Here is a 25,318-nt window from a genome sequence, read left to right on the forward strand (position 1 = left end):
AATGCCAAGAAGTACTGAAATAGTTGGTGAAAAGACAAATAGTACCGGACTTCTGATCCACAGGATAATAGCTTATGTTGTCCTTGTTCTTTTGGTCGTTATTTCACTTTTCCCATTCTATCTTTTGATAATCAATGCGACACGAGGCAGATCACAGGCAGGTATCAGATGGTATCCTGACCACTTCCTCGCAACAAACTTCAAGAACCTGTTCAGTGGTTCAACAGCCGTTGCATACGGAAGTGTATGGCGTTCACTTGCTAACTCACTGTTCATTTCTGCTTGTGCATCACTGCTCAGCGTTTATTTCTCAGCACTGACTGCATATGCAACTCACGTTTATCAGTTCAAACTCAGAAAATTTGCTGATATGTTCATTCTCATCGTAATGATGGTCCCAACACAGGCATCAGCTATCGGTTTCTACCAGTTCATGAACAAACTCGGTTGGACAGATACCTACATTCCGCTGATCATTCCTGCAATAGCTGCTCCTGCTACATACTACTTCATGAAACAGTATATGGCATCTGCACTTCCGCTTGAGATCGTAGAGGCAGCCCGTATCGACGGCTGCGGAGAGTTCAAGACCTTCAACAGGATCGTAACTCCTATCCTCAAGCCTGCATTCGCAGTTCAGATCATCTTTACATTCGTAACAAACTGGAACAACTACTTCATGCCAAGACTTATCCTTACAACTAAGAGTAAGTACACAATTCCTCTGGTACTTAACGCAATGCGTTACGCAGGTCCACAGGAGAAGGACGTGGGAATGTTCAGCTTGTACATCGTACTTGCTATCCTCCCTGTAGTAATTGTTTACCTTTGTCTTTCAAAGTTCATCATTCGTGGTGTTGCTTTGGGAAGCGTAAAGGGTTAATACGAAGCTTCAAACAGCGTACAGTTTTTCTGTACGCTGTTTTTTTTACTCCATTCATTCCTTACTTCTCTTTCCTATTCACATAAAAGCTTCGTCTGCATACCTTTGCTATTGACCGTTATCTCCATTCTGCTCACTCTTTTTCCATTTACGCCATATCCATTACAAATTATTTTATCCGTGATATCCTCGCCGCAATACCCCTCATAAGTGATATGCTCCACCAAATACTCCCTCTCTGCAAACTCTATCCTATCTTTAAGCCCGGCATCCACATTATTGAGCCACTGCTTATCAAGACCATAATACTTCTCCCTCGTGATACCATGTGGTATAGTTTTACCGCTTGAATAGCTATATCCATACTCCCCGTCCACGTTTTTCATATATATCTTCGACAGCATCGATCTCGTATCAAGCTGTTTGCCATATTCAATAATACGCTGAGTACCGATATTCACAGAAAGGATACTCAGCGACACATTGACCTGCCTGTCCCCTCTGATATATGCACGCCTGCCGTAAGCCTTGACCGCATATACGCCGATAGCCTCCCACAGTGTAGACTTCTCTTTGATGTTCACATAGTTCACAGTGTTAGTTCCACTCTCGTAGGTTATCTCACTCGAGGGACTGTAGCTCTTCATAATATCTGTCAAACTCACCTTAGACCATACCCCAGGTTCAGGCTCGTTCTGCCCCAGCATAAGTGTTATCCCACGGCTTATAAGTTCAAGAACAGTTTTTCCGCCTCTCACCCTTGTTCTGATGTAATCCGCAGGACCGTAGTGCATACGCCTGCTACCTATATAAAGTGCCACACGCCTGATATTGTTAAGATTTATGCTGTTATTCAGAACGACAGACGCTCTAAGTTCACTGTATGGCGTATAGCGGTCTTTCACAAGCCTTGCTGAAACAATGTTTCTATAGTCCAAATTGCCACTGCCAATAATTTCGAACCTGATGTATATCTTCGCCATTATTCCGCCCCCCTAGCTTATCATAAGGCTTCCGATCATCCTGTCAGGCTGAAAATCCATTTCTATCTCTGAGAGTATGTATCCGCTGTATAAGACCCCGTCTGCCGTGAAATTGATCGTCTTTCCCCCGTTCTCGCTTAGAGCAGCCCAAGCGTAAGCCTTGTCCGACGGAGCGATCCTGCCGCTGAACTGAAATATCTCCGCCGCCTTGCCTGAGATATTTCGCAAAATACCATTCACAGCCTTTGTTTCCTCCTGAATGTAACCTCCGCTTCGCTTAACTCCGTCCATGTAAAATGACCGTGTGCCGATGTCAAGCTTTATCTTTCCCTTTTTACTCACTTATATCCTCCTCACTGCAAATGCCGATACTAAGCTCTGCCTGCCTTTCGAGCCTGTGAAGGGGCAATGTCTGAACTGCGCTTCCAAGCTTTGCGCTCTTTACATTCAGAACCTCGCTTTTTGCAAGCTCCGCCATAACGCTTTCACACTTTTCCTGAAGCTCCTCCATGTCATCATATTTTCCTGCCTTGCCCATGAGCCGCAGGTCGATATGACATATATACTCAGTGTAAAGCTTTTTGCCGCCCTGCCCAATGACTTCATCTACCACATCATAGCCTTTAAGTCCATAGAAGCCAATTGCTTCCCCACTGTGCAATAGACTGTCAGCCGATGTGTATTCACCCATTGCAGTAAAGCCTGCTCCGTCAAGTATCTTTTTTATCTCTGCCGCCATTTCTGTCCAGACTGTCATGGCTCGTCCCCCTTCCTAATATGCGATAACGGCATTGAACACAAAGCCGTCCTTTGAGAAAAATCTTTCCGCCCTTGAAACTGCGCTGTCACGAAGCTCTCTTGCCGCCTTTATCCTGTTCTCCTCGTCAAAAGCCTCCACCGCCTTGCCCTGTGCCGTAAACATGACCTTGTATTCAGCGGCTTTCAGACAAATAAATCTGTAAAAGACCTCCGCTGCCGCCGCAAATTCGCATATAGCCGTCCCGCCCTCAGCGACCATTCGCTCCTGGTCAACAGCCTTTTCCATTTCGTCAGCACACACCGTTATAAGCCCTGCATACACCTCAGCCGACGTGCTGTCAAGTCCGCTTAGCTCCATGAAATCGCTTTTTACATTGTCTTTGCTTATTGCCATTTTCCTGCTCCTTTCAAAAAAATACCCGCCCACCGTCCCTTTTTCATTATCCTCTCAGCTTACTTTGTAGTTTTCAGCGTCTTTACAGCACCGCTCGTAAGTACAGAGAAACCTGCAAGCACCGAGCAAACGATCTCGTTGCTCTGATTAGTAAGAAGCTTATCGTAGTCCACGATAACATCTCCCCCAAGCACCATTTCAACAGCACTGCTCTGGTCGATGCCCACCGCAATACCGCCTGTGAGCTGAGGGCACTTTACAAGCGTTACACCGTATGGCGTCTGAACTGTGCCGCCTGCCATATAGTCGCCAATGCAGTATTTCATCTCGTCCATAGCAAGGATCTTAGCCATAACATCAGGAGTACAGATCATGGTCGTCATGTTAAACTCGCCCATGGAAGCCCAAAAAGCCGCCAGATCAGCGTAAGTAAGCTCGCTGCCAATAAGAGTCTGAGCTGTAATACCTCTTGTTATCTCAGTCATGGCAAGGCTGTTCACATCTCTGCTTATAGTCGCTCCAAGGTTTCTCAGCACCACGCCGAAAGCCTCAAGCTTCTGCTTCCTTACAGACTCAAAAGAACAGTTAAGACGTCTTGCAAACTTTGTGAGAGTCTTACTGGAGGTGCTAAGTCTGACAGTTGTGATAGGCACATTTCCACCCTCTGCCACAACATCAGTTGAACCTGACTTTGTAACGTTCAGACCTCTGAAATCCACTCCGTCAGTGTATGAAACAGCCGCCGCTACCTTGCCCATGATAGAAGCCTCGTCCATGCCCTGCTTGACAGTACGTCTTATGTACTCAGGGAAAAGCACTGCCGACTCAGTGGAAATGAAGAATTTCTCCACCCTGTCAGAATTTGCACCCTTTACCTTGATGTCAAAACGCTTGAGCTGTCTTTCAAAAGCGTCAAGACCTTTAAGCTCGGTGTTCTCATAGTTTGCGTCAGGATCAAGCTCAGCCAGCGCCTGTGTGAATGTCTTGCCTGTGATAGAATAAAGTCCCTTTTCAAGTTTGATATTGTTGTACATATTATTTTCTCCTTTTCGATAATTAAATTTGTCCGTTTTTTTGTACTGATTTTCGTATCATCGAAAACCATTTGTCTTTTCAGGTGAACACTGTTCGCCCCTACAGTGATGATATCACATTCTGGCATTTAAGCCCTATCTCCACATTGTCATCGCCTCCTTTCACATCTGTCCCTTACATCTTGTAATCCCCCGTGATAAAGCTCTCCCTTTCGGCTTTGTAGACCTCCTCATTCTCAGCCGCCTGCTTTTCAAGCCTGCCTCGGAAGTCGATAAGCTCCGTAACTGTCATAAGCTCCGCAAGTTCTTTCACACGCTTTGCACTCATAAAAGGCTTGCAGAAATAGCTGAGCCTTAAAACGTCCTTTTCAAAAGCTTCCCTCGCAAGGGCAAGCTCATGGCTCTTGTCGGTGCTTTCATGCTTCTCCCTTAACGCAAAACGCTTCGTTACCCCTGCGTTCACCTGTGCAGGCACTGCCACGAACGACCACTCGTAAGCGTCAAGCGGCTCGTCAAGAATGTGATAACACAGCTTACCGCCGTATTCACCGCCCTTTTCATGGTCACAGCCGCCCTTATACAAATCCGCTCCGCATACAGAGCAAAGCTTCTTTCCCATGGTGCAGCTAACAGATACCTCTTTCTTTATGCCGCCTTGAATCTCGCTTATAAGGTCGCCGTTAGAAGCTGTTCGCACCATATAAGCCTTTGCCATAAGCCTGCGGTAGATCTCTCCGTCTGTTGTAGTTTTCTCAGGCAGAGTTTCCACCCAAGTGTCGAATATTCTGGCAGTCTGCTTTGAGCTTTTAGGGTCATGGTCGAAAATACCCGTTCTGCCCTTAAAAGCTCCGCAAGCTTCTCCAAAGCGCCTGATGAAAACTTTTCACCATCTCTGTCAATGTCATTGTCACAAAGCGCCACCCTGAAAACAAAGACCTTGTCCTCCGTGAGCGGCTCTCTCGCATAGCCGTTTATCTTTTCAAGCTCCTCGCCTGATACTGTTTCGCTCATTGCATTTCCTCCTTTTTTCTCTCGTTCTCTACCCTTTCGTTTTCAAGCTCCGCCGTCTTAGCCTGCGCATTGTAAAGTCTTGACTTCGCCAACGCTTCCTCGTCCTGAAGATTTATGTTGTCCCACTCTATCTCAACCCCACAAGCATATCCGTTAAGCCTTAAAAACGCCTCGCATATCTCTCTGAGTATAGGTTCAAGCAGTCTGCGGTAATATTCAAGCTCGCTTGTGAGGATATCCGATTGCTGTGCAGACATTCGCTCAGTGGTTGACCAGTTCAGCCCAAGCAAAAACGGTGGTATTGAAAGCTTCGCCACAAGCTGTTCCATAAGCTGTCTGACAGGTATCTCCGTGTCTATCATCTGATTGTCAGCGCCTATGACCTTTATGTCCACATCACCCACAGCCACAAAATCCTGCACCGAGCCATTTCGTGAGGCTCTCATGCCTCTGCTCCATTCCTCTGCTATCTGCTCTGCACGCTCCTTGGCTCTCGCCCTGTCGCTCTCCCCCTCAGGGTGATAAGTCACCGCATAGCGCACATTTCCTACCCTGTCGAAGTTCTGCCCCATGCACTCGTAAATTCGCATAAGTATCTCGCTCAGCGCAGGCAATCCACGGAGTATGGACACCCCGTCAGGGTGCTTAGGACTAGGATTGAGCGCCGTGTAAAGCAGTTTTTCAGGACTTCTTACCGGTATCTCCTCACCGCTTCCCATGTAAAAAATACGTTTTTCAAAAGCGTTCCTGCCCTCACGCACTCTGTACAAAGTCGGGTCGCCAACATATATCCCCTTTACCTTGCCTGTCCTGTAATCTGCATATATCCTGCCTATCGCCTTGCCATATGTAAGCAGTGAATCCAGATACATATCCGCAAAAGTGTAAATGGACTTTCCCGACACCCCCACGGAAACCTCTCTGCAAAACCTGTCAAGCTCCACCTGCGCCCTCTCGTCACAAGCCGTGACCTTAAAGCCCCCTGTGAGCCTTATTATCTTGCCGAAGCAAGCGTCGATAACAGGAACGTTCGCCCTGAGTGCGTCATAAAGCTCCTGCTGAAATGCCCCCTCAGGCGCAAGTCTGTAATGAAACCCCGACTCTCTGTCAGAGCCTGCCGTGTTCGGCACAAATTCACGGACCTTCTTTCTGAAAATACTCATTTTCTCTCCTTTCTTTCTGTACGCTTTTTTGTACTAATGTTCAACTGTCAGTACAAAAAAATCGTCCTTTTCACGTCCCAGACATTCTGCCGCAAAGTATCTCATATCGTCCATGGCGTGATCGTTCTCTTTCACAGGTGCATCCTTTCCTGCCTTATCGTCCCAGCGGTAAAGATTTATCTCACGGAGCGTATCACGACACCTGCGGTTTATTCTTATCCTGCCGTCCTTTATGCAGTCCGACACAAGCCTGATACCCGAAACAACGTCGTTCTTTGCAGGCTGGACAGTGTATTTTCCGTGCCTGCGTATGCACTGTATGAACGAAGCCGCCGAGGGGTCGCAAATGACCTTTTCGATGCAAAGCCCGTCGGCAAGATCTTCAAGCCCCTTGTAATGCTCCTCGTCAGTTTTCTGCATACCTTCACGTCGAGAATCATAGTAATACTCCCTGAGCCTGTACCACACACCACCGCTCTCGCCCCAAAGCCCGAAGCTTGAAGGATTTACAGTGCCGTAATCACAGCTTATAACATACCGCTCGCACTGTATATCCCCCTCAAAGACGTTTTTCTCCTCGTCGAACATAGGGTAAACAAGCCCCTCTGCCGCCGTCCATTTGCCAAGTACAAAACGCTCGTAAAACGTCCCAGTGTATATCCTGTGATAGCGTTCTATCACCGCCCTGTCAAGAGTCGGATTGTCCTCCAGCACAAAATGTCTGTAGATAAGCCGTTTTTCCTCCGCCTTGTCTATCCATTCTTTCTTGAACCAGTGGTAAGGATTGTCAGGATTGCAGTTGAACCACAGCTTGCTCCCTGCCACCGAACACCTTGCCACAGCCTGCTCTATAAAGCTTCTGGGCATAAGTGCCGCCTCGTCAAGAAGCACCCCCGCAAGGGTCACGCCCTGGATAAGTGAGGGCGAGCCTTCGTCCCTGCCGCCAAAGTAGTAAAACCTGTTTTTCCTGCCGCAAAAGCTAACGTCCATATAGTTCTTTGACGCGACCTCCACCGCCGTCATGCCCATGGCTTTCATATACTCCCTGAGCGCAGGCAGGATATTCCTTTTCAGCGACACGATAGTTTTTGAGCATAGCCCAAAAATGCACTCGTCAAAGTTAGTCATTGCCCATGTCATAAAAGACGCCGACAAACAAAAGGTCTTGCCCGATCTGACCGCACCGTCACAGATTATCCCGTCGTAATCACTAAGCTCCCGTGCCGTCCACCATCTGAAAACAAACCTCTGATTTTCCGACAGCCTTGTTATTTTCACAAGCTATCACCGTCCCTGCCGTAAATGCTCTCGATAAGTCGCTTCGACTCACCGCCGCCGTCAAGCTGAGGCGCAAGCTCCCCAAGCTTTTCCAAGGCTTTCTGCCTGTCAAAAAACTTGATCTCCAAAACGTTCTTTCCGCTGATCTTTATCTCACTCACATTGAAAAGATCCATGCCCATGATGTCCCTTGCCGTCATGTTCTCAGCGTCAAAAACCAGCTTACAGCGTCATTCACCGCCCCGAAAGCTATCCTGTTCAGCCCTCGCTTCACATAAGAAAGGGTGTCGCTGTCAGCCTCCTCCAGCTTTTTAAGCTCCGCCTCCGTTTCTGCCGAGTGCAGAAGTTCAAGCCCCCTGTCCTCAGCCTCCTCCGCCCTTGCACCGGTGTGCAAAGCCGCTTCACGAAGATTTCTCAGATAGAAGAAAAATCTCGCAAATCTTTTCTGTTCGCCTGCCATATCGTTCCTCCTTTTTAATTTCTGCGAAAGATGTCCGCCGTATCTTGACGGCTCTCAAAAAACATCTCTCACTTATCCCGAAAAATGCCCCTTTTGTTGCATAAAAAATGCAACAATTGCAGAAATGTTGCCAAATTAAATCATTTATCATTTGTTTGCATAAATCGACCTGTCCAAAACTGTGCAAAAGCCACATACTTTCATGAACAGAAAAACTATTGGTAAAAAGAAATACTTTTATTTTTTTAGGACGTTTCGTACCATTACTGCACCTTATTTCAGACAAATATGTAAGCTATGCGAAACTTTCAATATACCTTATGAAAAAAAGTATATATTACTTGACAAAAGCCGAAAAAATAGTACAATAGTAAGTGTATGACACAAATTTGAAGAACAACGCAGGAGGTAAAAATATGAAAATGAGAGGTATCTATTCCTCAGTAACAGATATCAGACGAAAAGTCTTTACAGAGGTGGCAAGACTTGCCTATGAAGAGGGCGATTATGCCGAAAAGATCGCAGAGCTTCCTTATAAGATAGTACCGGGAAGCAAGGCTGTTTACCGTGAGTCTATCTTCCTTGAAAGAGCTATCGTTGAAGAAAGGCTCCGTCTTGCTATCGGTCTGCCCCTAAGACCGATCGAGGAGCATAAGTCTGTGGCTGACGGCATTGAAGAAAGTGCGATCGCAGAAAAGTATTACGATCCACCGCTTGTAAACATAATCAAGTTTGCCTGCAACGGCTGTCCTGAAACTCATTATCATGTTACCGACTGCTGTCAGGGCTGTCTTGCACACCCATGTCAGGAAGTCTGTCCAAAGGGTGCCATAACCATCAAGCATGGCAAGTCAGTAATAGATCAGTCTAAGTGTATAAAGTGCGGCAGATGTCAGAGTGTCTGTCCATACAATGCAATAAACAAAATGGAAAGACCATGCGCAAGAGCCTGCGGCATGGACGCTATCGGCTCAGACGAAGAGGGCAAGGCAAAAATAGATTATGACAAGTGCGTATCCTGCGGAATGTGTCTTGTAAACTGCCCATTCGGCGCTATCGTAGACAAGGGACAGATATTCCAGCTTATAACAGCAATGAAGAAAAAGAAGAAGGTCATCGCTATCGTAGCACCTGCATTTGTAGGTCAGTTCGGACCAAAGGCAAGCCCTGAAAAGCTCACAGCGGCAATGAAGAAGCTTGGCTTTGCAGACGTGGTCGAGGTAGCAATAGGCGCAGACCTTTGTTCCATCGAGGAAGCAAAGGACTTCATGAGAGAAGTTCCTGAACATCAGCCATTCATGGCGACATCATGCTGTCCTGCATGGTCAGTAATGGCGAAGAAGCTTTTCCCTACCCTTGCCCCATACATTTCAATGGCTTTGACCCCAATGGTACTTACAGCAAGAATGCTCAAAAAGGACGATCCTGACGCTTGTATCGCATTTATCGGACCATGTGCGGCAAAGAAGCTTGAAGCTTCAAGACGTACTATCCGCAGCGACGTAGACTTTGTGCTTACCTTTGAAGAACTCATGGGAATGTTCAATGCCAAGGGCGTAACATTTGAAGACATTACAGATGAAGAAAAGGTAGATCTTTGCGAGGGTACAGGCGACGGACGTGGCTTTGCAGTAAGCGGCGGCGTAGCAAAGGCAGTAGCAGACGTTATCCACAAGCTTGACCCAGAGCGTGAGGTCAAGGTAGTATCAGCGCAGGGACTTAAGGACTGCCGCAAGCTTCTCACACTTGCGAAAGCAGGCAAATATGACGGCTATCTTCTCGAGGGCATGGCTTGTCCTGGCGGCTGTGTAGCAGGTGCAGGTACACTTCAGGCGGTGGAAAAGAGTACAGCGCTTGTAAACAAATATGTAAAGGACGCACCTTTACAGAACTCTCTCGACTCCAAATACGAGATCAATCTTGATCTTATCACCGAGTCGCATGATGACAAATAAGAGATAGAATTGAAACGGACAGCGTTATGCTGTCCGTTTTTTTGTACTGTCGCTCGCCGTGACGGGCATTTTACGCCATACATTGTGGTATAAAACACTTTTTCACCGCTTTTTGAATTCGTATAGAATACTACACATTGTAATTATCACACACCCCCTGATACCCCCACAAACGGCAGTAGGGGCGAACAGTGTTCGCCCGTCGAGGAAACAAGCCCACGATTATATCATTGTTGGATAGAACTAAAAACTATCCAATCACATCTTCAGGGTAGCGGCACAATATTCTCCACACGGCACGTCTACACAACATTGTGATAAATTCAAACCTTGCCGTTCCCCGAAACGGGACGTCGAGGGCGCCGTCCCCTACAATTCTACCCCGACCTCATCACGCCGCAAAATCGCTTTGCTCGGTGCTTTATTTTACTTTATGCTTGCAATTTACTTTGGTCTGCTTTGCCAATTCCTCACTCCTCACTCCTCATTCCTCATTCCTCACTCCTCATTCCTCATTCCTGATTCCTCATTCCTGATTCCTCACTCCTCACTTAAACTCCCCCTTGATTTTTCCCGTAATATGTAGTATAATAAATGAAATAGTGCATAATAACAGAAAAATTCTTACAGAGAGGATCTTTATAAAATGGAAATAATCAATAAGTCCGATGAAAAACTCCTTGCAGAATATGAACAGTTCGCAAGCACCAGCAAATACGGCAATTTCATGCAATCTCTCAAATGGCCGAAGGTAAAGGACAACTGGGGCTGGGACGCTGTTATCTCCCGTGACGCTGACGGCAATATCCGTGGAACTTGCCTTATCATAATCAAAAAAGTGCCTATTTTCGGCGTTACTTTTATGTATGCCCCTCATGGCCCTGTTTGCGATTGGTCTGATAAAGAGGTCATGACCGACCTTTTCGAGGGCGTAAAGGTGCTTGCAAAGAAATACAAATGCTACCAGTTTATGTGGGATCCTTGTTTCGAGGAGGACGACGACAAGTGTACAAAGCTTATCGAGGACATGGGGTTCCAGCATATACATAAGGCTGCCGAGCTGACCACTATTCAGGCTCGTAATAACTATATGCTCAGAAATATCGAGGGCAAAACCCCTGACGAGGTCATGGCGACTTTCAAACCTGACTGGAGAAACCGTATCAGAAAAGCCCCTAGAAAGGGCGTTTACTGCAAGGCTTGCGGCACTGAGGCTCTTGACGATTTTTACCCTCTCATGCAGGCAACAGGTATCAGAGATGGCTTCTCTATCCGTTCAAAGGAGTATTTTGTAAAAATGCTCAATGGTCTTGGTCCTGAACACTGCCGACTTTTCATGTGCTATGTTGACGAGGACGGCAAACAGATACCGCTGTCAGGTGCAGTAACAACACAGTATGCAGGCAAGACCTGCTATGTTTACGGTGCTTCCGCAAACCACCACAGAAACCTCTACCCTAACTATCTCATGCAGTGGACGATGATAAACTGGGCTTTGGAGGGCAAAAACTATATCTATGATTTTCAGGGCATACCATTCTACAACGATGAAACAAACCCTAACTACGGCGTATACAAGTTCAAAAAGGGCTTTAACGGCGAGGTCGTTACCTATGAGGGCGAATTTTTCTACATTTTCAAGCCTTTCATGAAGAAAGTCGTAGACTTCTGCGAAAAGATAGTTATGGATAGACACGAACGCAAAAGACAGAAACTTCTCAAAAACAGAAATAAGGATATGCAGTAGACGGCAATAGATTAAATTTAAAAATTTTTGAACAGTTTATACATTTTTACCCATTCTTTACACAGACAACATTTGATCTTTACTTATATGTGATATGATTTACAAAGAGGTGAGCAAGGTGCATAAAGGCGTTATAAGGACCTTGTGGCTCATTGCCGCATTGAGCCTGGTGCTGAGTTATGCTGTGATGTGCATTGCATGGCTTTCAAAGGGCTGTCGCTATGGAGCGCAGTTTTGCATAAACGTTTTTATGAGAGCGCTTCCTCTTTGTCTTATATTACTGTGCATCGTCGAGCTTGCAGGGCTTTTCATATGGGTATTCAAAATAAAAAAGCTCGAAAGGCTCTACGCTAAAAAGGGCGGCTGTGACGAATATTTTGAGCTTCTTGAAAAATATCTTCTCAGGCAGAACAAGGATAAGGGTCACGGGCTTTTGAAGCTTGCCGCTGTTTACATTTCAGAAAAACGCTTTGAAAACTGTTTTCTCACACTTGACCGTATAGCTTTTGATAAGCTTACCCCCTCAGATCAGAACAAGTATTTTGAACTGCTTCTTTACGGCAGACTCATGTCAGGAGATATTTCTCAGGCAAACGAGATATTTGTTTCGGCAGAGCATTACTTCAAGCGAGGTCTTCTCGGTAAACGCAATGGGCAAATGCTTTTCACACTTGGTCTGCTGGAATATTTCAACGAACGCTTTGAAGCGGCGGTGAAGTTTTTTGACAGCGCAGAGAAAAGCCGTGACGCTGACAAAACGCTTCGGTGCAACTGTGAGCTTTACAAGGGCGAGTGTTTTCTCGCTCAGGGTAATGTGAGAGCGGCAAAGGCTTCGGCTGAAAAAAGTGCGGCGCTCGTTAGTGACGATAAGCAGGAAGCACAGCTTGGAAAGCTGATGACACAGGTAGAAAAAGCTTACATCAGAACAAAAGAAAAGTCTGCTGATACGAAAGCAGACAACACCACGGAAGGAGGATATGCCTTTTAAGGCATAGAAACAAGTATGATAATAAACGCACTCAGAGGCTTTTGCATGGCTCTTGCGGACAGTGTCCCTGGAGTTTCGGGAGGAACTATAGCATTCCTGCTGGGCTTTTATGACAGCTTCATAAATTCCCTTAACGACATTATGGGACGTGACAATGCAAAGCGTAAAAAAGCATTTTTCTTTCTTATAAAGCTTGGCGTGGGCTGGGTGATCGGTATGCTTCTTGCAGTAAGCGTTCTTGCCAACGTGTTTGAAAGCGGCATCTACAAGGTAAGCTCGCTGTTTCTGGGCTTTATCATTCTGGCGATACCGGTCATGATAATGGAAGAAAAAGAGAGCATTAAGGGCAAATATTACAACATCGTATGGGCTGTTATCGGCATTGCAATAGTCGTGGGAATATCCCTTATAAATCCCTCCGGCAGCGGAGCTGACGTTTCTCACATGAATATAGGCACAGTGATATTCGTTGTTCTTGCAGGAATGTGCGCAATATCTGCAATGGTGCTTCCCGGCATTTCAGGCTCCACCATACTTCTCACATTCGGTCTTTATATGCCTGTTATCACGGGAATAAAAGAGTTTCTTCATCTGAATTTCGAGTATTTCGGACTTCTCTGCTCTTTGGGTATTGGCATTATCCTTGGGGTGTTTATTACCCTCAGGCTTATCAAAAAGGCTCTTGAAAAGTTCAGAAGCCAGACTATCTACTGCGTTATCGGCATGATGATAGGCTCACTGTACGCCATAGTTATAGGTCCTACAACGCTTAAAGAGCCTAAAGACCCTATGTCCTTCGGCACATTCAGCATCGTATTTTTTATCATCGGTGCGGCGATAGTGTTCGGTATTCAGGTAGCAAAGAGCGTGTTTGACAAGAAGCAGCTTGCAAAGGCTGAGAAAAAGATAGAAGAAGAATAGAACTTTTGTTATCAGGACGGTTAAGGCTGTCCTGATTTTTTATTCAAACACATATCATATGGCCTATATGCCCACCTAGCAAATTCATATTCTTGTGATTATATAAAAACTACCGCCCCTACTGCCCCATTTTGCTGTTCATTCTTCCAAAATCAGCATTTTATACAATTGAACGCCTTGACAATTATGCAACTATACCATATAATAAAATTAGGCAAATACTATATCCTGTATTATATTCCAAACATAATATGACAGCTATTGCAGAAATAGCATATCAACGTCTATGATTTCTACAAATCATACGCCTGCCCTATGTAAAAAGTGTTTAAATTTTTGGGGCGTTTGGCATTTTTTCTTGCAAAAATTGTCGGCTTGTGGTATAATTATCAGGAGCAGGGGCGTGCTATCCCCTCAATGGGTGAAAACTATCCTTGTTTCTTAAACGTTTTCGCCAATATAGTTATAAAGGTGCAGAGCGCAAAGCTCGGCTTGAAAGTATATAGGAGGTAAAGATTTATGGCAAATAGTGCTGTAGAAAAAACAATTTCCACGCAGGAACTTAAAGAAAAGCTTCTTGACGTTCTTCACAACGATTTCCAGACAACACCTGAGGACGCTTCCGACCAGCAGGTATACGAGGCTCTGTCAAAGATCGTTGTAGGCATTCTTAAAGCTAAGAGAAGAAAGTTCACTGTTAAAACTCAGTCTGAGGGCAAGAAGAAGGTCTACTATCTTTCAATGGAATTTCTTATGGGAAGAAGCCTTAAAACTTCTCTTTATAACCTTGAAATGCAGAAGCAGGCTACAAAGGTCCTTAAGGACATGGGCATTTCTATAAACGGCATTTACGAGTGCGAGCCTGACGCAGGTCTTGGAAACGGTGGTCTTGGAAGACTTGCTGCATGCTATCTTGACGCTCTTGCTGCCGACGGCTATCATGCTACAGGCTATTCTATCTGCTATGAATACGGTATCTTCAAGCAGAAGCTGGAGGACGGCTGGCAGACCGAGCTTCCTGACAACTGGCTCCCGGGCGGCTCTGTATGGCTCGTTCCTGTTCCGTCAAAGGCTGTCGAGGTTCGTTTTGACGGCGAGCTTAAGGAATACTGGGACAATCAGTATCACTGCGTAACTCACGAGAACTACACATCAGTTATGGCTGTTCCATACGATCTGTTCGTATCAGGCTACAACAGCGAAGCTGTTTCAAAGCTCAGACTTTGGAAAGCTGAAATGGCTGACTTTGATATGTCAATGTTCAATCAGGGCGACTATCAGAAGGCTCTTAGCAAGAACATAATTTCACAGGCTATCACAAAGGTGCTTTATCCTAACGACAATCACGCAGAGGGCAAGTCACTCAGACTCAGACAGCAGTATTTCCTTTGCGCTGCTTCAATCGGCGATATCGTAAACCAGCACATGAGCGTTTACGGCACACTTGACAACCTCCACGAAAAGGTAGCTATCCACATCAACGATACTCACCCTACACTTGCTATCCCAGAGCTTATGAGAGTTCTTCTTGATGATTGCGGCTATTCATGGGACAAGGCTTGGCACATCGTTACAAACACATTTGCATACACAAACCACACAGTAATGCCTGAGGCTTTGGAGAAGTGGGACTGCAACCTCCTCAAGAGCGTTTGCCCTAGAATCTTCTCTATCATTATCGAGATAAACGAGCGTTACTGCAAGGATCTTTGGGAGAGATACAAGGATCAGGCTAAGGTTTCACATATGTCTATCGTTGAGGACAACAAGGTGAAAATGGCTACACTTTGCGTACACGCTTGCCACAGCGTAAATGGTGTTGCAAAGATACACTCTGAGATCATCAAGAAGGAAACATTCAAGGACGAGTATCTTGACACACCAACAAAGTTCAAGAACGTTACAAACGGTATCGCATACAGAAGATGGCTTTATCAGTCAAACGAGGGTCTGACAGATCTTCTTTGCGAGAAGATAGGCGACGGCTTCCTCAAGAATGCCGCTGAGCTTTCAAAGCTTGCTGTATTCAAGGACGACAAGGACGTTCTTGACAGACTTGCAAAGATCAAGCTTGACAACAAGAAGAGTTTTGCAAAGTATGTAAAGAATCAGTACGGCGTTGTTCTCAACACTGATTCTATCTTTGACGTTCAGGTAAAAAGACTTCACGAATACAAGAGACAGCAGCTCAACGCTTTGAACATCATAGCACAGTACAATTACCTCAAGGCTAATCCAAACGCTGATTTTGTACCAAAGACATATATCTTTGCTGCAAAGGCTGCTCCTGGCTACTACATGGCAAAGCAGATCATCAAGCTTATCTGGAACATTTCTCAGGAGCTGAAAAAGGATAAGAAGCTCAACGAGAAGCTCAACGTTATCTTCCTTGAGGACTACAACGTATCACTTTCTGAGATACTCATGCCAGCGGCAAACATCTCTGAGCAGATCTCACTTGCTGGTACAGAGGCTTCAGGTACAGGTAACATGAAGCTTATGATAAACGGTGCTATCACACTTGGCACTCTTGACGGAGCGAACGTTGAGATACACGAGCAGGTAGGAGACGACAACATCATCATCTTCGGTATGAACGTTGACGAGGTAAACGCTTGCAAGTCAGGCTACAAGCCTATGGACATCTACAACTCAAACACAGTTGTTAAGCAGGCTATCGACACACTTCAGTACGGCATCAACGGACAGCAGTTCAATGAGATCGCTGACAGCCTGAAGAACTCTGACCCATACATGGCTCTCAAGGACTTCGATTCTTACCAGAAGGCTCAGGCTTACGCTTCTGAGTGCTACAAGGATCAGACAAAGTGGCAGAAGATGAGCCTTGCAAACATTGCAGGTGCAGGCATTTTCTCCGCAGACCGTTCTGTTGAGGACTACGCTAGAGATATTTGGGGTCTTTCAAAGTAATTTATTAATACAAAAAATTATCGGACAGTTGCTTGGTGCGGCTGTCCGATTTTTTTGTACATATATGCAATTCATAAAGCCATAGATTTGTAGGGCGACATAACGGGCGAGAATATCGGGACGTCGGGGGCGCCGTCCCCTACATTGTTTGTGCAATATTTATACAATGTGAAAATCAACATAAATAGTGACGTGCGAGAAAAGCGGGCTGTCGAGGGCGCCAGCCCCTACAGAATTGCAAAAAAAAATGACGGTGCAAGACCGCCATTTTTCTTATATAAGCATATTTTAGTCCTCGTCAGCAAGTGCAAAATCTATCTTGCCCGAATTTACATTTGCGTTTATCACCTTTACTCTGATAGAGTCGCCCACACGATATTCCATTCCGTTTGTAAGGTTTTTCAGGCTCACCATATCGTCGCAGACATACTCACCGTCAGGCATATTGTCCGTGTGGAGCAGTCCCTCGCAGGTGTCAGGAAGTACGATAAACAGACCGAACTCAACGGCTGAAACCACTGTTCCCTGAAACTCATCACCGATATGGGCGTTCATATACTCAGCCTTGTAGCAATCCTCACAGCTTCGCTCCACCTGCATTGCGGTAAGCTCCGTCTTTGTGGACTGGTCGGCTGAGGCGTAAACGAATTTGTTGAACTTTGTGGCGCACTCCTCTGCACTGCTGCCACCGAGAAAAGCTGACATTATTCTATGGATAGTCAGGTCAGGGTAACGTCTGATAGGAGAAGTGAAGTGGGCGTAATCCTCCAGCGCAAGACCGAAGTGACCTACAGGCTCGGTGGAATATCTTGCCTTTGACATACTTCTCAGTACGATATTGTTCATGATAAGGTCGATATCAGTACCCTTTGCAGCTTTGAGTATCTCCGACATATCCCCAGGGCAAGCCTTTTCGCCCAGCTTATACTGGACGTTGAGCTTGACAAGGGCTTCTCTAAGGGATTCAAGCTTCTCGTCTGACGGCTCTTCGTGGATACGATAAACGAACGGCAGGTTATTATCCATGCCAAATCTTGCGGCACACTCGTTTGCAACAAGCATGAAGTCCTCTATTATCTCCTCGCTTCTTCCACGGGTACGCCTCTCAACGCCCACGCAGATATCCTCGTCATTGATGATAAGCTTGCTCTCAGAGGTTTCAAGCTCAGGACATCCACGGTTTTTCTTGTTTTTATACAAAATATCCGCAAGCTCCTTTATAATAGGAAGCTGACCTGAAACCTCGGCATATTTTTCTTTAAGTTCAGCATCGTCACTGCCTGCCAAAAGTGAATTTATCTCAGAATACACGCCCTTTACACGGGAGCGGATAACAGTTTTTGCAAACTTATACTCGGTGATATTGCCCTGCTTGTCAAGCTCACAAAGACATGAGAACGCGAGTCTGTCCTCCTGGGGATTAAGGGAGCAGATACCATTTGAAAGCTCCTTTGGGAGCATTGGTATAACTCGGTTTGCGTAATAAACGCTTGTGCCACGTTTGAAAGCTTCGTTATCCAGTTGTGACTTTGGCTGAACATAGTGGGAAACGTCGGCAATGTGAACACCAAGGAGATAACCTGTTTTGGTTCGTTCAACAGAAATTGCGTCGTCGATATCCTTTGTATCTGCGCCGTCAATGGTGAATATCGGCTTGTCACGGAGGTCAAGGCGGCCCGGTATCTCCTCTTTTATCCTTGAATAATCGGACACTTCCCTAGCTTCATAGATGACCTCGCTTGGGAAAACAGGGGTCAGACCATTGACCTCAAGGACGCTCATTGCGCAGGCAGAGGCTTTCATGGAGCTTCCATAGCTTGAAACTATCTCGCAGACGTGTTCAGAGTGCCTGTTTCCACGCTTTGTGACCTGTGCCACCACCTTATCACCCTCATGTAGCTCAAGCCTCATAGGGTTTTCAAAAGTCATTGCATATTTTGACAGCATATCAGGAACGATTTTCAGCACTCCGAACTCGCTCACAAGCTCTCCTGTGAACTTAGCAAAATTCTCCTCCACAATGCTCATGACCTCGCCCTCGGTGCAAGCTCCCTCGCCCTTGAAGGTTCTCACAAGGACGATATCGTGTGGCATTGCGCCTTTGAGGTACTTGCCCACAACAAAAATTTCCTCGTCAGTGTCAAGATTTTTCACGAATCCATAGGTCTTGTTGAGCCTTACCACCTCGCACTTGACAAATTTCTTAGGGTCAACGAGCCTTATGCCGAATTTGTCTTCCATTATCTCGCCGTTTTTCTTCATTTTGTCAACGGCTTTTGTAAATTTTTCAAACTCAAAGCCCTTTCCTCTGCATGATCTCAGCAATTCTTTGAAAGTCAGCGGCTTTTTGCCTGCTTTTTTTAACTTTGAATATATTATTTTTCTGTAATCTAACTTCATAAATTTCCTTTCTTTTTACTTATATTCCAACGCTATGTATTCATCTCTGAACACAAAGCCCATTTTCTGTGCTATTGAAAGCGAGGTGAGATTTCGTGCGTCCCAGTGAGGTGTAAGCCCACGGCGTACACATTCCAGCAAAAACGCCGCCGCAGTTATCTGTGCAAGACCTTTCAGACGGTATTCTTTACGGGTTGAAACTTCTATCTCAACGCCTTTATCGTAGTATGAAAACGCAGAAGTTCCGCTGACTATCCTGCCATTATCAGTGAGCACAAAGCCAAAGCCATGGGCTGAAAAGTCCGCAAAGTCTTTAAAATTGCATACAAAGGACTCCGACCACTGCTCTGCCAAGGCTTTCTTATAAAGTTCTTCATCTATCATTGACAGTTTAAGCTGTCCCATATTTTGTACTCTTGATAATGTTTCACGCAGTTTGTCGGTATCAAAGTCGTTTTCAGGCGGACAGGTGTGATATCTTTTGACTATTTTAAGCTGTCCGTCGCAGGCACACAAGGCTTTTGCAAGCTCCTCGCTGTCAGGAACTATGACTGCGTTTTTGTTATCGCTGCAAAATTTGAGCATATCAGCCCCAAAGCTTTTGTCACCTGCGGCAAAATAAAAGTCGCCGCAGCATATGACCGCCGCAGTTGGTGCGGTGGTATCGTCGCAAAAGGCATTGCCGAAAATGCCGTCAAAATATGAAAACATCAGCGAGTCATAAAGATCCGCAAAAAGCGGTCTTATCTTATTCTTTACACCGTCTGCACATTTCATTACATTCTTTTCCCCATTCTTACTTTCTGCAAAGAAAAAGCCCTGCACGGAGCAGGGCGGGTAATTATTTCTTGATCTGATAAATAATATTTACAGCAAGAGTTATCACGAATATCAGTATCGCACTTATCCTTGTCAGTCTGTTAAGCTTAGCGTCCTTGGTGTTTGAACCATTCTTTCCATAGAAAGAATCGTTATATCCACCGCCGATAGCAGATGTAAGACCCTGCTCTTTGGTGTCCTGCGCAAGAACTACAAGTATGATAACGAGGCTGGCTACGATCAGCAGTGCGCCTGCAACGATCTCAATTACGCTCATTTTTGTTCCTCCAAAACATAATTATACATTTTAATATATTATAGCACACATCTTCTCAGATTGCAAGGGGTTTTCAGAATTTTTTCAATTCTTTTTCTTTTTATCGGTGCTTTCAGCCTTTGAGGTGGTATCTTTCTGCTTCTCCACCTGCTGGATAACTGTGACGTTTGACACGTCAAGACGTTTTTTCAGAAGCTCTGTGACAGTTTTGAGCTGTTCATCGGTAAGAGCCTTGTTCTCATATAGCACCACTGTTACGCCATTAACTGTTGTGGGGGAGCCTACTGAATGACTGCTCATGTGACCGCCTGCCGCACCTGTTATGTTTGGATAAACGATAGCAAGCTCCTCGGCGATATCGCTCATGTCTATATCATAGCTCTGATAGCTGTCAAGCTGTGCTTTCAGATTTTCATTCTCGGCTTTAAGGTCGTCGTTTTCTTTCTGCGCAAGCACCTGTGCCACCTTGTTCTGTGTTTCCTCATCGTCGGCGTTCTTTTCAAGCATCTTTTCGACCTCGTCAGCGGTAACACCGCTTTCCACCTCGGTTTGTGTTATCACAAGCTTATAATCTCCCAATCCGAAAGCTTTCAGCTCGCTTTGAAGCGCCTTTGTATCGGCAGTGCTTATCTTTTTGCCAAGAAGTGCCACTTCTATCATACGTTTATCGGTATCTATAGTTTTCTGCACTATCTGAGTGCCGTCAAAGTCAAAATTCTCGGTGATAAACTTCTCTGCACTGCTGTTATCCATTGTCTTTTTCACAATATCATAGCCAAGATAAATACTAGGCAGCATGGTAATAACTGTGATAAAAGCGATATTTCTGTGTATCTTTTTCAAAGCCTTCGGGGAAATATCGTTGCCGTGAGGCAGCCTTAAAAGCTTCAGTACAACGATAGCCGCAAGGCAGATGAAAAAGCTGTTTATGAAAAAGAGATACAATGCACCGCCGAAATAGTCAAGGCGGTGTCTTGCCAAGCCGTAGCCTGCGGTACAAAGCGGCGGCATGAGTGCTGTTGCGATAGCCACGCCTGGGATAACATTGCTTTTCTCCTTACGGGTCTGACCTATTATACCGGCAAGTCCGCCAAAAAGGGCAATAAGAACGTCCCACGCTGTAGGGGTCGTTCGGGCGAGAAGCTCGGAGGAGGCTGTGGTGATAGGTGAGATAGTAAAGTAAATAGTCGAGGTGATAAGGCAAATGACCACCTGTATGCAAAGTCTTATTGCCGCACCCTTTGAAAGAGTCAGGTCATTTGTGGCTATTCCGTAGCCTATGGCTGTTATGCCGCCCATAAGAGGCGAGATGAGCATAGCACCGATTATAACGGCGGTGGAGTTCATATTCAGACCTATGGAGGCTATAAGTATTGCAAGCATAAGGATACACATATTAGTACCCTGAAGCTTTGCGCCAGATATTATCGTATTATGTATCTCATCAGGGTCAGCCATATCCCAGCGCAGACTGAACATATTTCTAAGCCCTTGTATAAATCTGCCTTCCTGTAATTTCAAATCTCAGACCTCCTCTGCTTATTTTACCGCACCCCATGCGATGTTCTGCAAACGCCTTGCAGAATCGGTAGTGCCTGCGCCTGTCTGCTGGATAAAATATAGTATGCAGAGCTGTTCTTTTGGGTCAAGGCTGAAATAGCAACCCATCCAGCCGTCCCAGCCGAAAGAGCCTTCTGACTGTATAAGTCCTGCGGCGGAAGGGTCGTCAAGGATACGCATGAAGTTACCGTAGCCGTGACCCTTTGTGCTGTCCCAGTTAAGGGTCTTGCGCTGTTCAGGTGTAAGACCGTTTCTTGTCATGAAATCGACCGTGTTTCTGCCGAGTATCCTCACGCCGTCAAGCTCGCCCTTGTTCATAAGCATTTTGGCAAACTTTGCATAGTCCTCTACAGTGGAAACAAGACCTGCTCCGCCCGACTCAAAGGCAGGAGGTACGGTGTAATCAGTAAGGCAAAGGTGGAAGTGAGTGAACGGCTCGTTTCCGCCATTTTTGTATTCATAACACTGGGCAAGTCGGCTGTATTTTTCCGCCGGGATATAAAAGCCTGTATCGTTCATACCGAGAGGTTCAAAGATCTCTTTTCTAAGAAAATCTCCGAACTTCATGCCGGAAACCACCTCGATAACAGCACCCATGATGTCAGCAGATGCACCGTACATCCACTTCTCTCCAGGGGTGAACATAAGAGGACGCTTGCCCATTTCCTTTGCGAAGCTCACAGTATCCAGAAGCTTTTCGCCCTTGAGATATTTTTCAGACTGCTCGCCCCAAAGCGCACCCATTTTCTGACCTGCAGGAGTGCCGTCAGGATAAGGGATACCGGAAGTCATGGTGAGCAGGTCGCCTATGGTTATATCTCTGTCGGCAGGACGCTCACCGTTCTCATCAAGGACCACAGGATCGGAAAACTCAGGGATAAACCACTTGAGCAGGTGACGAGTGTCGAGCAGACCACGCTCGATAAGTATCATTGCGGCAGCGGCTGTGACAGGCTTTGACATAGAAAAAAGTCTGAAAATGCTGTCAGTTTTCATAGGGATATTTTTCTCCTTGTCAGCAAGACCAAAGCTTTTGAGATAGACAGTTTCGCCTTTATGGATAACGCTGAGAACTGAGCCTGAGAAAACACCCTTGGTTATCTCTCTTTGTGCAACAGCGTCGAGATATTTAAAATTTTCGTACATGATAGACCTCCGTGTTATGATGTTTGATATATAGGATTATAACACAGTTCGGGTGGAAATGCAAGATTTTGTGTGGCAACAAAAAGCCATGACGGACAATGCCCGTCACGGCGAGCATCAAACCCCTCCCAGCGTATCATACCTATGGGCGGGAGCAAAAAAATCCGCTACCATAAATGATAGCGGATTGGGTGCAGGGGCACGCCCCTGCTGGCGGAGATGGAGAGATTAAATACACCACTTTACACCGCTTTTTATTGCTTTATAAAATTGTTTGTAAACCACGCATTTACGTCATTTAAGCCATTTCATTTGTTCCACATTTCACAAGCATATATTTACAATTCAGCTTTATCGTGTATAATTCGTGTACGCAAAATCAGCCGCCTCAGATCACTCCGAGACGGCTGTTTAAACTATTGCAGAAGTATGTTGTCAGCTCACATACTGTCTATATTAATTTTTTACCATGTCGTCATCAATCCAGATACGGAACGCCTTCATGCCATACTGTTTAGCATAGAGTCTGCGTCCATCTTTCGACGTAATATACGCCGTGAAAATGTACATAGACATTCCCCCTTTGCAAAAAAAGTTTATAAAACCCCTTGCAAACTCGAAAGAACTATGATATAATGTAATTGTTGAGAATACATTGCTGACAAACACAGTTTCGATAGCAAGTGGTATGAAAAGTCAAGTTGCGAGCTTGGCTTTTTTTGCTTTATATAGAGCAATTTCTGCTGCCTGATAAGACGTGCCAAATTCTTTTGAAATTTCTGACGGTGTCAGCGTGTATATCAGATGATCCGGCATAAGCAATTTGCTTGCAAATGTGTTAGCCTGCCATTCTGGATCACAATATGTAACAACACGTCCGCCGTCACTCCTACACAACTGCACACCTGAACTATGAAGAACATAATGCCCTAGCTCGTGTGCCAACGTAAACCTGTCACGTCCACTACCATTTAACGCTCTATCATAAACATCTTCACGGACGACAATACTGTTTGCTACGTTATCAAAATATGCGTATGTATCGGGCATCTCATTTTTAGCAACATATAAATACGAAAATTTTGGGTCTATTTCAGGCAACACAGTTTCTATGAACTCAACAATCGGAAAATATGTACGATCGTATAAGTTGAGTTTCTGCGAAGTCTGTTGGTCAAATGTAAAATGTCATCTGTGCTCATCGGTTTTGCGATGAATTGACTCAATACTGATCACCTCTTACTATCAAGAATTTTAATTAAACTGTTAATCTCATCACTTGTAAGCGAGTCAATCTTCCGTGCAAAGATAAGTCCCAAATTTGTTTGCTCGGTCGAATACCCTGCTGTGCTAATTGAGATTTCGTTTACGCTCCGGAAATAAGCTTCCTTAAGCTCTGTTGCCTTTTCCGAATCCAAATCGTAAGCGTTTATGATCTTACCCACTAAATCTTCGGTTGGTCGTTTCTTGCCATTTTCAACAGCAGACAAGTAGGCTGATGTAACTCCAACTTTACCAGCCATATCCTTAAGTAGGAGACCATTGTCAATACGATATCTTCTGAGAAACTTGCCGATTTCTGTCAACATCTTTTACGCCCTCCCTTCGATGATACTATTATATCACATCAATTTAACTTTGTCAAGTGATTTTTCAAAAAAGTTTTCCTAAATTGTTGATGTTGTTTTAATCAGCAGTTATCAGAAATAGAACATAGTGCTTTGGTGCTTCATAACAAAGACAGCCGACAAGGAATAATCCCTGTCGGCTGTCTTACTACCTACTTGATTTTGATTTTCTGCCCCACATAAATGAGGTTAGCGTTCTTGATGCCATTATCCTTGACAAGCTTCGCAACAGTGGTCTTGTACCGCTTAGCGATAGCAGAAAGGGTGTCACCACGCTTTACCGTGTAAGTTACTGCCTTTGTTTTGGACGGCTCTAAGGACTTTACAGACGGCTTAACAGCTGACTGCGACGTTGCCTTGAAACCGTTCAAGCCAGCCGCCTTTATCTTAGCAGGATAGTCTATATAGCATATATCCATATCAACATTGCCACTGATACCGCTGACTCTTCCAGTGGAGCTGTACTGCCACATACCATAAGTGCCGCCGTAGTTACAGCGTGAGCCGTACTCAGCGACCCAAAGAGCATATCTCTTAGCGACGTAGGCAGATATGTACTGCTGCAATGGACTTCTGCTTATGTAGATACCTGCCCAGTAGCCTGCATGTTCAAGTGCATTGCAGAAAGTCTTGACAAGGCTGTTGCAAAATGCTCTGCCCTTTGCGAACTGTGAACGTTCCTCGAGGTCAAAGTATATCGGATACTCAAACGTCTTGCCCTTGATAGCGTTGATACAGGTCTGAGCCTCTGCCTTTGCTTCCACAACAGTTGCCGCATAGCTGTACCAGTAAGCACCGACTTTCAACCCTGCCGCCTTTGCCGCCTTGTAGTTTTTCTCAAAATATGGGTCTTTCTGATTAGCGTACTTGCCGAAGCCTGCACGAATGATAACGAACTCAACTCCGCTTTTTCTGACTTTGCCAAAGTCAATGTTCCCCTGAAACTGCGATACGTCAATGCCTTTAAATGTCTTTCCCATA

At 45.3% G+C, this 25,318-nt stretch carries 25 protein-coding genes; 6 read left to right on the forward strand and 19 right to left on the reverse strand.

The features are described 5' to 3' along the window. Position 1: 1 nt before the first annotated feature. Positions 2 to 883, forward strand: coding sequence for a carbohydrate ABC transporter permease (locus DW793_RS05585; protein WP_118157305.1), 882 nt, complete (start codon positions 2 to 4; stop codon positions 881 to 883). Between the two features lie 74 nt (positions 884 to 957). On the opposite strand, the gene DW793_RS05590 is transcribed toward DW793_RS05585, so the two are convergent. The 11 genes from DW793_RS05590 to DW793_RS05640 form a co-directional block, all read right to left on the reverse strand. Next, positions 958 to 1,866, reverse strand: coding sequence for a hypothetical protein (locus DW793_RS05590; protein ID WP_117857986.1), 909 nt, complete (start codon positions 1,864 to 1,866; stop codon positions 958 to 960). A gap of 12 nt (positions 1,867 to 1,878) precedes the next feature. Beyond that, positions 1,879 to 2,208 (reverse strand): hypothetical protein, encoded by a 330-nt coding sequence (locus DW793_RS05595; RefSeq protein WP_118157306.1) that lies wholly within the window; start codon positions 2,206 to 2,208, stop codon positions 1,879 to 1,881. Next, entirely contained in the window at positions 2,201 to 2,623 is a 423-nt protein-coding gene (locus DW793_RS05600) for a hypothetical protein (protein ID WP_117857983.1), read from the reverse strand. The genes DW793_RS05595 and DW793_RS05600 overlap by 8 nt, the downstream gene beginning before the upstream one ends. 15 nt (positions 2,624 to 2,638) lie before the next feature. Further along, positions 2,639 to 3,019 carry a hypothetical protein gene (locus DW793_RS05605; RefSeq protein WP_117857980.1) on the reverse strand — a complete coding sequence of 127 codons (381 nt, stop codon included), beginning with the start codon at positions 3,017 to 3,019 and terminating at the stop codon, positions 2,639 to 2,641. Between the two features lie 59 nt (positions 3,020 to 3,078). Beyond that, the gene (locus tag DW793_RS05610) at positions 3,079 to 4,053 is read right to left on the reverse strand and encodes a phage major capsid protein (protein WP_118157307.1); all 975 of its coding nucleotides are present in this window, start codon (positions 4,051 to 4,053) and stop codon (positions 3,079 to 3,081) included. Between the two features lie 175 nt (positions 4,054 to 4,228). Continuing rightward, the gene (locus DW793_RS05615; protein ID WP_147342162.1) at positions 4,229 to 4,768 is read right to left on the reverse strand and encodes a hypothetical protein; all 540 of its coding nucleotides are present in this window, start codon (positions 4,766 to 4,768) and stop codon (positions 4,229 to 4,231) included. Then, positions 4,720 to 5,064: a hypothetical protein gene (locus DW793_RS05620; RefSeq protein WP_118157309.1), complete on the reverse strand. Its 345-nt coding sequence runs from the start codon at positions 5,062 to 5,064 to the stop codon at positions 4,720 to 4,722. Before DW793_RS05620 ends, DW793_RS05615 begins: the two co-directional genes overlap by 49 nt. Next, complete coding sequence (locus DW793_RS05625; protein ID WP_118157310.1) at positions 5,061 to 6,227, reverse strand: phage portal protein; 1,167 nt, start codon at positions 6,225 to 6,227, stop codon at positions 5,061 to 5,063. Before DW793_RS05625 ends, DW793_RS05620 begins: the two co-directional genes overlap by 4 nt. Positions 6,228 to 6,260: 33 nt before the next feature. After that, entirely contained in the window at positions 6,261 to 7,505 is a 1,245-nt protein-coding gene (locus DW793_RS05630) for a PBSX family phage terminase large subunit (protein ID WP_118157311.1), read from the reverse strand. Then, a complete protein-coding gene (locus DW793_RS05635) occupies positions 7,502 to 7,705 on the reverse strand; it encodes a hypothetical protein (RefSeq protein ID WP_118157312.1) in 204 nt (67 codons plus the stop codon). The genes DW793_RS05630 and DW793_RS05635 overlap by 4 nt, the downstream gene beginning before the upstream one ends. Beyond that, entirely contained in the window at positions 7,702 to 7,965 is a 264-nt protein-coding gene (locus tag DW793_RS05640) for a hypothetical protein (protein WP_118157313.1), read from the reverse strand. The genes DW793_RS05635 and DW793_RS05640 overlap by 4 nt, the downstream gene beginning before the upstream one ends. 422 nt (positions 7,966 to 8,387) lie before the next feature. Here DW793_RS05640 and DW793_RS05645 point away from each other — a divergent pair, with 422 nt between their 5' ends. From DW793_RS05645 to DW793_RS05665, 5 genes are all read left to right on the forward strand, one after another. Then, the gene (locus DW793_RS05645) at positions 8,388 to 9,920 is read left to right on the forward strand and encodes a 4Fe-4S dicluster domain-containing protein (protein ID WP_117858009.1); all 1,533 of its coding nucleotides are present in this window, start codon (positions 8,388 to 8,390) and stop codon (positions 9,918 to 9,920) included. 646 nt (positions 9,921 to 10,566) lie between these two features. Continuing rightward, on the forward strand, positions 10,567 to 11,667 hold the full coding sequence (locus DW793_RS05650) for a lipid II:glycine glycyltransferase FemX (RefSeq protein WP_118157314.1): 1,101 nt from the start codon (positions 10,567 to 10,569) through the stop codon (positions 11,665 to 11,667). Between the two features lie 118 nt (positions 11,668 to 11,785). After that, positions 11,786 to 12,655 (forward strand): hypothetical protein, encoded by an 870-nt coding sequence (locus DW793_RS05655; RefSeq protein ID WP_118157315.1) that lies wholly within the window; start codon positions 11,786 to 11,788, stop codon positions 12,653 to 12,655. A 15-nt stretch (positions 12,656 to 12,670) separates the two neighbouring features. Further along, a complete protein-coding gene (locus DW793_RS05660; RefSeq protein ID WP_353845133.1) occupies positions 12,671 to 13,576 on the forward strand; it encodes a DUF368 domain-containing protein in 906 nt (301 codons plus the stop codon). A 519-nt stretch (positions 13,577 to 14,095) separates the two neighbouring features. Beyond that, positions 14,096 to 16,507, forward strand: a complete 2,412-nt coding sequence (locus tag DW793_RS05665; RefSeq protein ID WP_117905427.1) for a glycogen/starch/alpha-glucan phosphorylase — start codon at positions 14,096 to 14,098, stop codon at positions 16,505 to 16,507. A gap of 288 nt (positions 16,508 to 16,795) precedes the next feature. Here the strand turns inward: DW793_RS05665 and rnr are convergent, their stop codons facing one another. From rnr to DW793_RS05705, 8 genes are all read right to left on the reverse strand, one after another. Continuing rightward, positions 16,796 to 18,907: a ribonuclease R gene (gene rnr / locus DW793_RS05670; protein WP_118157316.1), complete on the reverse strand. Its 2,112-nt coding sequence runs from the start codon at positions 18,905 to 18,907 to the stop codon at positions 16,796 to 16,798. Positions 18,908 to 18,922: 15 nt separating this feature from the next. Next, positions 18,923 to 19,684: a GNAT family N-acetyltransferase gene (locus tag DW793_RS05675; protein ID WP_118157317.1), complete on the reverse strand. Its 762-nt coding sequence runs from the start codon at positions 19,682 to 19,684 to the stop codon at positions 18,923 to 18,925. 64 nt (positions 19,685 to 19,748) lie between these two features. Beyond that, positions 19,749 to 20,003, reverse strand: a complete 255-nt coding sequence (gene secG / locus DW793_RS05680) for a preprotein translocase subunit SecG (protein WP_022287545.1) — start codon at positions 20,001 to 20,003, stop codon at positions 19,749 to 19,751. An 84-nt stretch (positions 20,004 to 20,087) separates the two neighbouring features. Beyond that, positions 20,088 to 21,524: a DUF389 domain-containing protein gene (locus DW793_RS05685; protein ID WP_117897297.1), complete on the reverse strand. Its 1,437-nt coding sequence runs from the start codon at positions 21,522 to 21,524 to the stop codon at positions 20,088 to 20,090. Positions 21,525 to 21,542: 18 nt separating this feature from the next. After that, on the reverse strand, positions 21,543 to 22,709 hold the full coding sequence (locus DW793_RS05690) for a serine hydrolase domain-containing protein (protein ID WP_118157318.1): 1,167 nt from the start codon (positions 22,707 to 22,709) through the stop codon (positions 21,543 to 21,545). A gap of 696 nt (positions 22,710 to 23,405) precedes the next feature. Beyond that, on the reverse strand, positions 23,406 to 23,810 hold the full coding sequence (locus DW793_RS05695; protein WP_118157319.1) for an ImmA/IrrE family metallo-endopeptidase: 405 nt from the start codon (positions 23,808 to 23,810) through the stop codon (positions 23,406 to 23,408). Positions 23,811 to 23,941: 131 nt separating this feature from the next. Beyond that, a complete protein-coding gene (locus DW793_RS05700) occupies positions 23,942 to 24,298 on the reverse strand; it encodes a helix-turn-helix domain-containing protein (protein WP_118157320.1) in 357 nt (118 codons plus the stop codon). Between the two features lie 191 nt (positions 24,299 to 24,489). Next, a complete protein-coding gene (locus DW793_RS05705; RefSeq protein ID WP_118157321.1) occupies positions 24,490 to 25,317 on the reverse strand; it encodes a GH25 family lysozyme in 828 nt (275 codons plus the stop codon). Between the last annotated feature and the right edge of the window lies 1 nt (position 25,318).

This window comes from Ruminococcus sp. AM31-15AC, from assembly GCF_003462045.1.
GTDB lineage: Bacteria > Bacillota > Clostridia > Oscillospirales > Ruminococcaceae > Hominimerdicola > Hominimerdicola aceti.